An 11,913-nucleotide genomic window follows, 5' to 3' on the forward strand; every position below is an offset into this window, starting at 1 on the left:
ACAACTTAAATCAAACTTGGCCCTAGCGATTAGGGCCTTTTCCTTTGCGATGTGTGGGAGTTTTAACCATGAAAGTGTTAATCATTGGTGGCGGCGGCCGCGAACATGCCCTAGCTTGGAAAGCCGCTCAATCGGCTCAAGTTGTTACCGTTTATGTAGCACCCGGTAATGCGGGCACAGCCCTAGAACCTAATGTTGAAAATCTGGCGATCAGCGCCACCGACATCCCTGCTCTGCTCGATTTTGCGAAAACTAATAAGATTGAACTGACCATAGTCGGCCCAGAAGCACCACTCGTTATCGGTGTCGTCGATGCCTTCAACGCCGCAGGTTTAGCGATTTTTGGCCCAACTAAAGCCGCAGCCCAACTCGAAGGTTCAAAAGCCTTCACTAAAGACTTTTTAGCCCGCCACAATATTCCTACGGCGGGTTATAAAAACTGCACTGAAATCAGCGATGCCAAAGCTTTCGTGCGTGAATTAACGGCCACAACGGGTTATCCAGTGGTTATCAAAGCCGACGGTTTAGCCGCCGGAAAAGGCGTGATCATCGCCCAAAACCAAGCCGAAGCCGATGCCGCAATTGATGACATGCTCGCCGGTAACAAGTTTGGCGAAGCGGGTTCGCGCGTAGTGATTGAAGAGTTTCTCAAGGGCGAAGAAGCCAGCTTTATCGTGATGGTCGATGGTAAGAATATTCTACCAATGGCCACCAGCCAAGATCATAAAGCCCGTGATAACGGCGATTACGGCCCAAATACTGGCGGCATGGGCGCTTACTCGCCAGCACCTGTGGTAACCCAAGCGGTACACGATTGGACTGTGGCAAACGTGATTCGCCCGACGGTTGATGGAATGGCGGCAGAAGGCAATATCTACACGGGCTTCCTGTATGCGGGTTTGATGATATCACCCGATGGCAGCGCCAAAGTGCTCGAGTACAACTGCCGCTTCGGCGATCCAGAAACTCAGCCAATCATGATGCGGTTAAAGTCTGACTTAGTGGAACTCTGTTTAGCCGCCACCCGTGGCGAGTTAGATAAAGTGACCGCTGAATACGACGAGCGCGCAGCAGTGGGCGTAGTATTAGCCGCTGGCGGTTACCCAGATGAGTATCGCAAATTTGATGTGATTGACGGTCTCTGCCTTGGCGATAACGACGGTAAAGTATTCCATGCGGGCACTGAGATGAAAGACGGCCACGTCGTTACCAACGGCGGTCGCGTATTGTGTGCGACGGCATTGGGTAACACAGTCACCGAAGCGCAAAAAGCCGCCTATAAATTGGTTGATGAAATCCACTGGGATGATGTGTATTTCCGTACCGATATTGGTTATCGCGCAATCGCACGTGAACAGCAAGATTAATTAATATCTCTATTAAAAAACCGGCAATAAGCCGGTTTTTTTGTGCCTGTTTTTTGACGCGCGTAAAATATAACATCATGATTTTCAATAAAATTATGTAATTAACTCTATTGAAAACAGGAGCAACAAGATACAATGTCAACCAAATGTTAAATACACAAAGATCAAGGACTCCCCATGAGGATTAGACTACTTTATGCCTCCATTGCCATACTGCTTAGCGGATGCGGTGGCGGCTCAGAAGATGCTGGAACGACCACACCACCCACTCAGCCGCCAGTCCAACCTCCCGCGCTGGTACAATACACCGCCAGCAGCCTATCGGTAATAGGTGGCGCACTGAGTCCAAGCAGCCAAAAAGTGGAGTCTGGCAAAAGCGCTATTTTTAGCATTACTGCCGATACCGGCTTTACGCTTGAGGGCATTACTGGCTGTGGTGGCACGCTCAATGTGCTGACTTACACCACTGCGGCCATGACGGCCGATTGCACTATCACGCCGACATTTATCAGTAATGCCGAAAATGCCATTAAACACCAAGACCACAGGCTTGCCAGTGCGAGTGAGTTAATTGATTTCAGCATCGCCGAACTCGCTAATATCGACATCAAACGTAAAGCCCAGATAAATCAGCTATATCAAGGTGTCGGTAGCAGCATCTCTTGGCATCCAACCCATGACTCAATTACCTTTTCGAGCTTTATGCCGGAGAACACTTTCACTGTCTTGCCATCAAATGTCGATGGCAGTGGGGCGAGCGCCGTTCGTGGGTTAGTGATGGCGGGCGAGCAACAGGGGCAAAGATATGCGGCCATGGGAGGAAATCTATTTTCTGTCAACACTTCAGCTCAAACCGATGTTTTACTGAAAAACCTTTTAGGCTGGCTGACCAAAGGTGCCGATAAAACCGACGGCCTCAGCATAGTGACCGCCCAAATGCCGAGCAAGGCTGACAGTTGGTACTTTCCCCATAATGAAGGGATCCGCACTTGGCTCACAAACAACTACCCCGCAGCCCATAGCATTAATACAGCAAATACCTGTGACTACAGCGAGTTAAGCAACTGTATCAACACACTGAAACCGGATCTGATTATCATTAGTGACATAGACCGTCAGTCACTCGGTTTTGCAGGCATTAAAGCCGCGATCGCTAAGGCCAAAGCGGCAGGAATTCCCTTGTTGCTCTCTAACTACTGGCGTAATGAAAGCCCAATACTGTCGCCACTTTACCTTGAGATGAGGCTTTCTACCTCTGGCAATTACTGGTCAAAACTCAATGCCAATAACCTCAGTGTTACCGATATTTTGGTCGAAGACACCGCCCTGGCCAAGGTGAATAATTTGCTCGGCAAGCTTAACGAAGGCCGCTTCGACACCTCTGTACTCAACGACTGTGGCGGTAATTACTTGAGCTGTAATACTGCCGCCTTTGTTGACTCATTCAAAGCGGGTGCCGATTGGTATCGAGCCAATGCTGAAACCTTAGATAACCATGCTATCGATGTGTTTACCAAAGCAGACTTTCCCTTGATGAAGGCCGGACTGTTGCTCGCCGATAAGTATCGCAGCGAGATTGACTACCCCATAGCCTACAGCGAATACGCCCAGTGGCAGCAGGCCCTATTTGCCGATTGGACCGTCAGCTATGCCCGTAGCCATAACTTAGCCCAGCCAGATTTAGGTGAATATGTTACCGACAGAGCTAACCTCAGCAAGGGCAGCAATGCACACTACGCTTATCCTGCGACTGTCACTGAACGTAAAACCATTAGCGTGCCTTATGCAGGCCAATGGACGACCACGGGCTGGTATGCGCTGCCAGGACAAACCATTAAACTGACTCGTCTCGATAGCAGCGCTGCAAATGTGGAGATCAAACTCAACTACCACAGACGTAATACTAACCGTGCCTATGAGCAGAAAATCTACCGCGGTCCATTGGAGTTGGCGCAGCAACGCCTGCGCTTAGCTCAAGGACAAAGTCTTGAATTTTCTTCCCCCTACGGTGGGCCGATTTATCTGTATATCAGTGGTGATACTTCGAGTACTGATAGCGGCGCGTTAAGTGTCGAAGTCAGCGCTGAGCATGTGGCTAAACATCCGACCATTATGGATTTTTCAAACCCTGCAGAAATAGCAGCCTTTAACGATCGCATCCAAAATACCGAATTACCCCATGTGGACTTGCGTACCGATGGTGCCGAGCAGCATCTGCGTCGCGACCGCTTTTTAAACGCCATCGGCGGGGATGTGCCCGATGTAAACGCGCTACTCAAAAGTATTGTCGATGACCATATCAACAGCGTTTACACCCTTGCGGGACTTAAGATCCAAGGCAAGAGCTTAAGTGAATCCTTACCCGCCGATGTGCTAGCGGCTTGCAAAGGACTGTTTGGCGACGACTGTATCGATAATAGTCTGCATACCCGCACTATCATTCAACACGCGAATTATGACCAAAATGCCCAGTGCGGTGGAGGTTGTAGCGGTAATCCTTGGGACGCAGCATGGAATATCGACCCAACGGGTTGGGGTGATAACCATGAGTTAGGCCACAATCTGCAAACTAACCGTCTCAATGTGCAATATGCTGCGGCAAGTGATCATGATAACTGGGCAGGTTATGGCAGCCGCGCAGGGGAAAACTCCAATAATATCTTCCCCTATGTGGTGAAGTGGAAAACCCATTATCTGCGCGACGGCAATACAGGCACAGTGACCGATGGTCACATGAACCACAAGGATCTCTTTTATGTGTTTATGTCCGATGCCGCAGGTACAACAGACACCAGTGGTAAACGCGTAGTGTTTGGCGCTAATTGTAAGGTGCTCGATGCTGGTGAAGACAGATACACTGCGCCTTGGGCCAGCAATGCTTATGCTGTGCATAACGGTTATCGCATGGCGTTTTACATCCAAATGGCGCTTAAGGCTCACGGCATGACGCTCAGTGACGGCACCACTCTGAACAATGGCTTTAATCTCTTTACCTTGCTGTATCAACACAGTCGTATTTTCGGTAAATATGCGAATAACGCCAGTGATTGGGAAGCGAATCGTAGCAAACTGGGCTTTAGCCAATTTTCGTTTGAAGGCAATAGTGTCTACGGTGGCAAAACGGTGAAAGATATTCCGGGCAACGACTTTATGCTAGTGTCTTTGAGTAAACTCACAGGCAAAGATTGGCGCAGCCATTTCGATATGTTAGGCCTTCACTACTCAAGCCTTGCGGCCGCACAAACAGCCGCCAATGCCACATCAGGGGCTATCCCCATGGGCATGTATGAGTTAGAAACCGACTTGCCACCCGCCAATATGAGCCAAGGTTTAACCTTTGTGCCCCTGTCACTCACTGATGGCACTACACAGTGGAAAGGCGTGGGTTCGCCAACCCAGTGCACCAAACCATAAGTGTGCTAAACCTTAATCTCGCTAACATACTAACGCTATTCATAAACCTCGCTCTGGCGGGGTTTATGTTTACCTGAAAATGTGATGTAAAGCACACACCTAGGTTAAGATGACGTGCACCATTTAGCTTCTTATATTTTTAACAATCATGAAATTAATGGGGTAAATATATGGGTTATTCGATAAAAGATCTTATTTATCAAGGTGAAAAATCAGGCGTACATAACTGGCAAACCCTAGAAGGAGCCAGCTTTTACTGGCATCCAGATTGGTTTCATATTGCAGAGGATATGACGGGCCATAACGCGACTGTGACTATCGATATCGATGGGGACAAAGCGACCCAAAGTGAGGCAGAACAATCAATCATTAAGCACCTCAATAAGAGTGGCAAATAGCTTGTAGTGGCAAAGACTTTAGTGCCCGGAGGCGATCGCCCTGCGGGCAATTTTGTCGATTAAGCCTGGCGCGATCAGCTTAAGCCAACGCCCCAAACGACCGCGAAGTGAAGTAATCAGTTGACGGCCTCGAGTTGCAATCACTGGCAACATCATATTAGCGCATTGCTCAGCCGTCAGTATCTTAGCTTCCTGCATCGGAGATTTACCTAAAGGATTACCTGCACTATCGAGGGCACGTTTGTGAATTTGTGACACTACAAAATCGGGGCAAATAACAGTTACGGCCACATTATCATCCACTAATTCAATCCGCAAAGAATCGAAAAAACCAATCACAGCATGTTTAGAAGCAGCATAACCGCTGCGAGTAGGAACGCCCGTTAATCCAGCGACTGACGCCACAACCACCACTTGGCCTTTACTGGCTTTCAAGTGCGGTAACGCGGCATGGGTTAAATACGCAGGACCAAGATAATTCACCCGCATTATGTCTTCAAGCACCGAGAGCTGAGTCAGTTCATCAAAACGTGACCACATAGTCATGCCAGCATTGTTAATCAAAATATCGAGATGGCCATAATGCGCAACTGCAGCTTCAACTAAGGCTTCACACTGTTCTGGGCTGGAGACATCGGCGGCAAATACAAAAGGAGGCGGACCATAATTAGCGATTTCTAAAGCGAGTGAGGCGAGACGTGTTTCATTACGCGCACTGAGCACTAGTTGGCAGCCCATTCGCGCCATTGCCACTGCGAGCGCCCGACCAATACCTTCTGAGGCACCCGTGATGATCACGACCTTGCCAGTGAGTCCATCCATAGTCATTCCTTTGTTATCGCCATGTTAATTACGCCTTTTGCTAAATTGGCATAATCACGCTAAAAGCGCAATCCTTCACGCGCGTTGTGCAAGCCTCATCTCGTATTGCTCACGATAATTAGCTAAGGGTTGCGGGCGCCCTATCGCATAACCTTGCGCATAGTTAATGCCTATGCTCAACAACCTGTCAATAATATCCTGATTCTCAACAAATTCAGCAACAGTCTCGATTCCCATAACCCGACAAACATCCTGAATCGATTTAACGATGGCGTAGTCTTTAGCATTCACGGCGAGGTTCTTAATAAAACAGCCGTCGATTTTGACATAATCCACCGGCAGCTCACGCAGATAACCATAAGAGGCAAAACCACTGCCAAAATCATCCAGTGCAAATGAAAAACCGAGTTTACGTAACTGCTTCAACATTTCCATACCACGATTGCGATTTTGGATCGCGGTGGTTTCAGTAATTTCAAAACAAATACATTGGCTTGGAATATCAAAAATGTGTTGCTGCTGGGCGATATATTCCACCATACCTTCGGCACCTAAACTATTGCCCGAAAGGTTGATCGAAATACAATGATCAGGCCAAAGCACGGGGTTCAAAGACAACCATAAAAAAGCTTTGCGGATGACTTCTTTATCGATATCTGGCATCAACTTAAAACGTTCAGCGGCGGCTATAAACTGCGCAGGCGCCAAAATGCGGCCACAGGGCTCTTGAATTCGTAGCAGGATTTCCATTCGTTGTCGCTGCGGACCACTGCCTAGTCCGCGGATCGGTTGGTAATACAGAATCAACTCATTTTCTTCAATCGCTTGCGCAATACGTACCGCCCATTTAGGCGCATTTCTTTGGTAGGTGAGCTCTTTATCTTTATCATCGTAAAAATGAATTTGATTAGCCCCCTTAGCTTTAGCGGCAATGCAGGCAATGTCCGCGTCTTTCAATAATTCTTGAGCATCAATATAGGGCGCACGACCAAAAGCGACACCTATGCTGAGGCCAACTTTATAATTACAGTTTTTATCGTTCAACACTTGCATGGAGACTTGCGCGATCATTTGCTTCAGTAATTGCGCCACAGATAAGGCACTACGATTACAAATCACTAAACCAAACTCATCGCCACCAAGGCGCGCCAATAACTCCTGTGGCCCAAGACAAGCCTGCATGGCCTTAGCCACCATAGCAAGCATACGATCGCCTGCAGTATGGCCACAACTGTCGTTAATTAACTTGAATTGCTCCAAATCGAGATAACAAACGGCAATGGTTTTAGCAGAGGCGGCAAATTGGGGTAACTGCTCATCAAATGCCTGACGGTTTAGCAGCCCTGTAATGCTATCGAAATTTGCCCTTTTTTGTAGCTGGTGTTTAAGCAACTCTTCTTGAGTGATATCCCGCAATACCACGACAGTACCAACAATTTCTTTATCGTGATTGCGCAGATTGCTGATACTGCGCTCCATAATCCGAGGCGAAGCAGTTAATAGCTTGATTTTCTCGACCTGCGGTGCTGATTCTTCGAGACGAATGCAGGTAAAAACCGCCTGATTCAACTGCTCCCCAGCCTTTAACAGACTCGCAAGGCTCTGACCTATGGCATAGCAACTGGCGACATCGAGAAGCAACTCGGCCCGCGGATTCATATAAATCACGTTGGCATCGACATCGGTCAAAATCACCGCTTCAGCAATGGATTCTAAGGTGATTTTCGCGCGTTCTTTTTGCTGATAAATTCTTGCCAGCAAGCTATTAACACGGCTGGCGAGCACTTCTAATTCTTCATTACCCTCGCTTGTAACGGGTTGATATACACTGGACATAGGATCGACCAGCGCCAATTGATGCATCAGATTTTTAAAGGGTTTGAGTAAGCCCGAACGCAGCCAAATATAACCAAGGCCAACAATAAACACACCAAAGAGAATAAATCCGAGCGATACCCAATCGAGTTGAAATTTAACCTCTCTAAAGGGACCATCGGAAAACAGTACTTGCAGGTAGACAGGCTTATCTTTTAACAGGCTTGGAATGGTTATCGCGTCACTGTGCACACCATCAACTGTTGGCGTAACGTCGCGAGAATGGCTCATGCTCACCTTAGTCACCAATAAGGCCTGAGCATATTCCAGTAAGTCTTTATCAGTCAGTTGGCGTACCAGCAGCACAGATTCATTGGGCGCAGAAGCCACGGAAGTAACGACATAAGCATACTTGCCCATCAAATAAGCGCCAGCAACACTGGGCTTGTCGGCACTGACAATAGCACTGGCGATTTCTCGTAACTTATCATTCTCAAAGGGACGTTCATTGGGGAAAAAAGGGTGCAATTCACCCTGCCGTAGAATATACCAACTCAGATTGGCTGACATTGAGCTATCGCGCCACGAGGATTCAAGCTTTTTAAGTTGGTCTTCATCTAATTGAGACAAAGGTAAGGCATAGATATTAGTGAGAAAGGTTAAGCGATCGACATCAATTTGAAACTGCTGCTGGATATTGGCAAGCTCACGGTTAGCACTATCTTGACGTAATAGCTCGACACGGTGGTCGTACCAATAACCAAGACAATAGGAGACAATTACCACCGCAGGGAGACAAAAGCCCGCAATAAATACCATTATTTTCTTGCCAATGTGCATCTCTTACCACGGCTTGTTATGACTAAATTGATTGACGGCCTTGCATAATCCTTCACTGCGCCATGCAACATATCTCATTTGCGAATAGTATTAAACATCACTTCGCTTTAGTCGTTGCTAAAGTAGACATTTTCATGCAATTAAATCAATTTTATACCTTTGATTTAAATTAAAATTTATAAATTAAACGATTATAAATTTTACTTTTTTATCAAGATAATTCACACATAATCAGTATGTGAATATAGGGAATTCAAGTCGTTGTTTAAAATTAAGCTAGCAGACGATAGAAACCACCGCATACGCTAATCCATAAAGATACCTTCGCCAGAAGCTCCAACGCTATCAAATTCAAATGTCGGATATAAAACAGGCCCGCAAGCGGGCCTGTTTCGCAAACCAAAAATTACTTATGGTATTGCTTTGATTGTGCATGAACCGCCTTGATAAAGGCGCCAGCATGTTCTGGATCGACATGCTGATGAATACCATGGCCTAGGTTAAATACATGGCCAGTACCTTCACCATAACCCGCTAGAATATGGCCAACTTCCTCTTCGATACGTGGAATTGGCGCATACAACATGGATGGGTCCATGTTGCCTTGCAATGCCACTTTATGGCCTACACGACGACGGGCATCGGCAATGTCTACCGTCCAATCCAAACCTAGTGCATCACAGCCAGTTTCTGCCATCGCTTCTAGCCACAAACCACCGCCTTTAGTAAACAGAGTCACAGGCACTTTACGGCCATCGGCAAAGCGTGTCAGACCATCAATAATCTTCTGCATATAACGCAAAGAGAACTCACGGTAAGCAGAGTGCGATAACGCGCCGCCCCATGAGTCAAAAATCATCAAAGATTGTGCACCATTCGCGACTTGAGCATTCAGGTATAAGATCACTGAATCGGCTAATTTATCTAACAGCATGTGTAATGCCATTGGCTCAGCGTAAGCCATCTTCTTAATTTTTTCGAAGGTTTTGCTCGAACCACCTTCAACCATATAAGTAGCTAAGGTCCAAGGTGAACCAGAAAAGCCAATTAACGGCACTGCGCCATTCAGTTCACGGCGAATAGTGCTAACGGCTTTCATCACATAACCCAGCTCATCTTCTGGATCTGGAATTGATAGCTTTTTGATCGCATCGATAGTGTCTGTTGGGCGCTCGAAACGTGGGCCTTCACCCGCCTCAAAATACAAACCTAAACCCATAGCATCGGGCACAGTTAGGATATCGGAAAACAAAATCGCCGCATCGAGATCATAACGACGTAAAGGTTGCAGCGTGACTTCACAGGCAAGCTCATGATTTTTACACAAAGACATGAAGTCACCCGCTTGAGCGCGAGTAGCTTTATATTCAGGAAGATAACGGCCAGCTTGACGCATCATCCACACAGGGGTCACATCGACAGGCTCTTTTAGTAGGGCGCGTAAATAACGATCATTCTTTAATTCTGCCATTGGGCTTGGTTCCTAGTCTTATTGAGATCCGCTGGGTCGGTAGTTTAGCATTTACGCGAATAATGTAACCTTTATGTGCAAATTTATGTGAGCTATTCCCCATCATTGGCGTCGATTTGACCGCATAAACCGGAAAATGTTATCCAGCTAACATACTGCTCATTTATTCGTAACGAAGTCACACTCAGACAGAAAAAAGTTGCGCCGGTTCCCCGCCTTTGGTATAAAAAGTCTGCGCTAGCAAGAACAATCAAGAAGCTCGTCGCATCGAGCCTGCTATAAACTTTACTCGCCCAACGATAGGTTTCTATCGTTGGGCTTTTTATTTGCATTTTTCGATACGAAACAGCTGGTTTGTCCATTTCGTCATTCTCGCAAATTCGCATGAAAAGAGTTGATCGATTAGCAACTTGTCCCTACATTAGAGTTATGTGCTGGCACTTAAATGGAATGCATCATGCTGAGAGAACTCGAAAAAGCAGAACAGAAGTGGGGCGGTTCAAATAAGCTTATTGATCAATGGCTAAAAAACCGTCGAAAACTGTTAGTGCATTACTGCCAAATTGCTGGGCTTCCTCCTTACGGTAAATCAGAAAAATCGCTTCCCTCGTTCGAACATGTTAAATCTTTCTGTGACTTATTAGTTGACTATGTCTCCGAAGGACATTTCGAGGTCTATGATAAAGTCGTTAATGCCTGCAGTGAATATGGCGAATCAAGCAAAACGCTCGCGCAACAAGTATTGCCCAAAATCACGCCAACCACGAATGCAGCATTAGATTTCAACGATAAATATGCGGAAACACAAGACGATTTCGTATTATATCAACTCGATAAAGACCTATCTGAGCTCGCCCATAACATGGAAACACGCTTCGAACTCGAAGATGAACTACTTGAAGTTCTCCATCGCAAACATTCTGAGCACAACCAGTAGTCCTCCTTCATAAGCGCACCTTGCGGCATCTGTGCGCTTATCTATCTTTTCCCTCAATCGTTTTGAAAATGAAGTAGCATGGCTTTGGGCGACTACAGGAACACGTCCTAGTGCCATTAGACAGCAACCGTTTGAATCAAATTGAATCCGATAGAGCAGACGTAGTCATGGCCAAGGCAGCACACATTGGCAAATCGTTGTTTCAATAGGTATGGCGATATTGTTATGTAATGCTCGATAGCATTAATGTCTTGAGGAGCCACAGAAGATGACTCAGTTGGGCTTTCGGGAATGGATAAACTTTGCTAATTAATAGAATAGGTTTAGCTTTAAAACAAAAAATTCATATTCTGGTAAGGATGTCATCTACATGATAGCCGAGTATGAGGATAACCATGTGCTTCGAGCTCGAAGCATGTGCGTCACTGACACGAATTATCCACGACGCCATAACGAAAAAAGCCTCATCTTTCGATGAGGCTTATCTCTTAATGTTGGCGGAGCGGACGGGACTCGAACCCGCGACCCCCGGCGTGACAGGCCGGTATTCTAACCAACTGAACTACCGCTCCTTTAGCTTAACGTCTACATGTTAACCTAAATTAGGCGCTTGGCGATGACCTACTCTCACATGGGGAGACCCCACACTACCATCGGCGCGTTTGCGTTTCACTTCTGAGTTCGGGATGGGATCAGGTGGTTCCACAAGGCTATTGTCACCAAGCAAATTCTGTTTATTACCGTGTCCATCTCTGGCTCACGTTAATAATAATTCGGAAAGCTGATTTTCTGTTGAGTCTTTAACTTTATCAAGTATCTGTATTCTGTCTAAGGCTTTTCGTACGACCT

The 11,913-nt window shown here is 46.6% G+C and carries 7 protein-coding genes, 1 tRNA gene and 1 rRNA gene; 4 read left to right on the forward strand and 5 right to left on the reverse strand.

Annotation, left to right across the window (positions count from 1 at the left end):
• The first annotated feature begins 68 nt into the window (after positions 1-68).
• From purD to L5L94_RS14425, 3 genes are all read left to right on the forward strand, one after another.
• Complete coding sequence (gene purD / locus L5L94_RS14415; RefSeq protein ID WP_263163744.1) at positions 69-1,367, forward strand: phosphoribosylamine--glycine ligase; 1,299 nt, start codon at positions 69-71, stop codon at positions 1,365-1,367.
• A gap of 177 nt (positions 1,368-1,544) precedes the next feature.
• On the forward strand, positions 1,545-4,781 hold the full coding sequence (locus L5L94_RS14420) for an ImpA family metalloprotease (RefSeq protein WP_263163745.1): 3,237 nt from the start codon (positions 1,545-1,547) through the stop codon (positions 4,779-4,781).
• A gap of 170 nt (positions 4,782-4,951) precedes the next feature.
• The gene (locus tag L5L94_RS14425; protein ID WP_105250390.1) at positions 4,952-5,179 is read left to right on the forward strand and encodes a hypothetical protein; all 228 of its coding nucleotides are present in this window, start codon (positions 4,952-4,954) and stop codon (positions 5,177-5,179) included.
• A gap of 18 nt (positions 5,180-5,197) precedes the next feature.
• On the opposite strand, the gene L5L94_RS14430 is transcribed toward L5L94_RS14425, so the two are convergent.
• The 3 genes from L5L94_RS14430 to hemE form a co-directional block, all read right to left on the reverse strand.
• Positions 5,198-6,001 (reverse strand): SDR family oxidoreductase, encoded by an 804-nt coding sequence (locus L5L94_RS14430; RefSeq protein WP_105250391.1) that lies wholly within the window; start codon positions 5,999-6,001, stop codon positions 5,198-5,200.
• 75 nt (positions 6,002-6,076) lie between these two features.
• Positions 6,077-8,656 carry a putative bifunctional diguanylate cyclase/phosphodiesterase gene (locus L5L94_RS14435; protein ID WP_263163746.1) on the reverse strand — a complete coding sequence of 860 codons (2,580 nt, stop codon included), beginning with the start codon at positions 8,654-8,656 and terminating at the stop codon, positions 6,077-6,079.
• A gap of 406 nt (positions 8,657-9,062) precedes the next feature.
• Positions 9,063-10,127, reverse strand: a complete 1,065-nt coding sequence (gene hemE, locus L5L94_RS14440) for a uroporphyrinogen decarboxylase (protein WP_006079904.1) — start codon at positions 10,125-10,127, stop codon at positions 9,063-9,065.
• Between the two features lie 457 nt (positions 10,128-10,584).
• Here hemE and rsd point away from each other — a divergent pair, with 457 nt between their 5' ends.
• Complete coding sequence (gene rsd, locus L5L94_RS14445) at positions 10,585-11,064, forward strand: sigma D regulator (RefSeq protein WP_105250394.1); 480 nt, start codon at positions 10,585-10,587, stop codon at positions 11,062-11,064.
• Between the two features lie 495 nt (positions 11,065-11,559).
• Here rsd and L5L94_RS14450 read toward each other — a convergent pair.
• A tRNA-Asp gene (locus L5L94_RS14450) sits at positions 11,560-11,636 on the reverse strand.
• A gap of 36 nt (positions 11,637-11,672) precedes the next feature.
• Positions 11,673-11,788: ribosomal RNA gene (gene rrf, locus L5L94_RS14455) — 5S ribosomal RNA — on the reverse strand.
• Positions 11,789-11,913 lie beyond the last annotated feature (125 nt).

Origin of the sequence: Shewanella sp. SM21 (assembly GCF_025654335.1) — a bacterium.
Taxonomy (GTDB): Bacteria; Pseudomonadota; Gammaproteobacteria; order Enterobacterales; family Shewanellaceae; genus Shewanella; species Shewanella oncorhynchi.

What these genes read in the sequence shown, in the direction of transcription:
- L5L94_RS14430 (WP_105250391.1), bottom strand. Translation starts at nt 6,001, where the DNA reads ATGGATGGACTCACTGGCAAGGTCGTGATCATCACGGGTGCCTCAGAA.
- L5L94_RS14425 (WP_105250390.1), top strand. Translation starts at nt 4,952, where the DNA reads ATGGGTTATTCGATAAAAGATCTTATTTATCAAGGTGAAAAATCAGGC.
- hemE (WP_006079904.1), bottom strand. Translation starts at nt 10,127, where the DNA reads ATGGCAGAATTAAAGAATGATCGTTATTTACGCGCCCTACTAAAAGAG.
- purD (WP_263163744.1), top strand. Translation starts at nt 69, where the DNA reads ATGAAAGTGTTAATCATTGGTGGCGGCGGCCGCGAACATGCCCTAGCT.
- rsd (WP_105250394.1), top strand. Translation starts at nt 10,585, where the DNA reads ATGCTGAGAGAACTCGAAAAAGCAGAACAGAAGTGGGGCGGTTCAAAT.
- L5L94_RS14435 (WP_263163746.1), bottom strand. Translation starts at nt 8,656, where the DNA reads ATGCACATTGGCAAGAAAATAATGGTATTTATTGCGGGCTTTTGTCTC.
- L5L94_RS14420 (WP_263163745.1), top strand. Translation starts at nt 1,545, where the DNA reads ATGAGGATTAGACTACTTTATGCCTCCATTGCCATACTGCTTAGCGGA.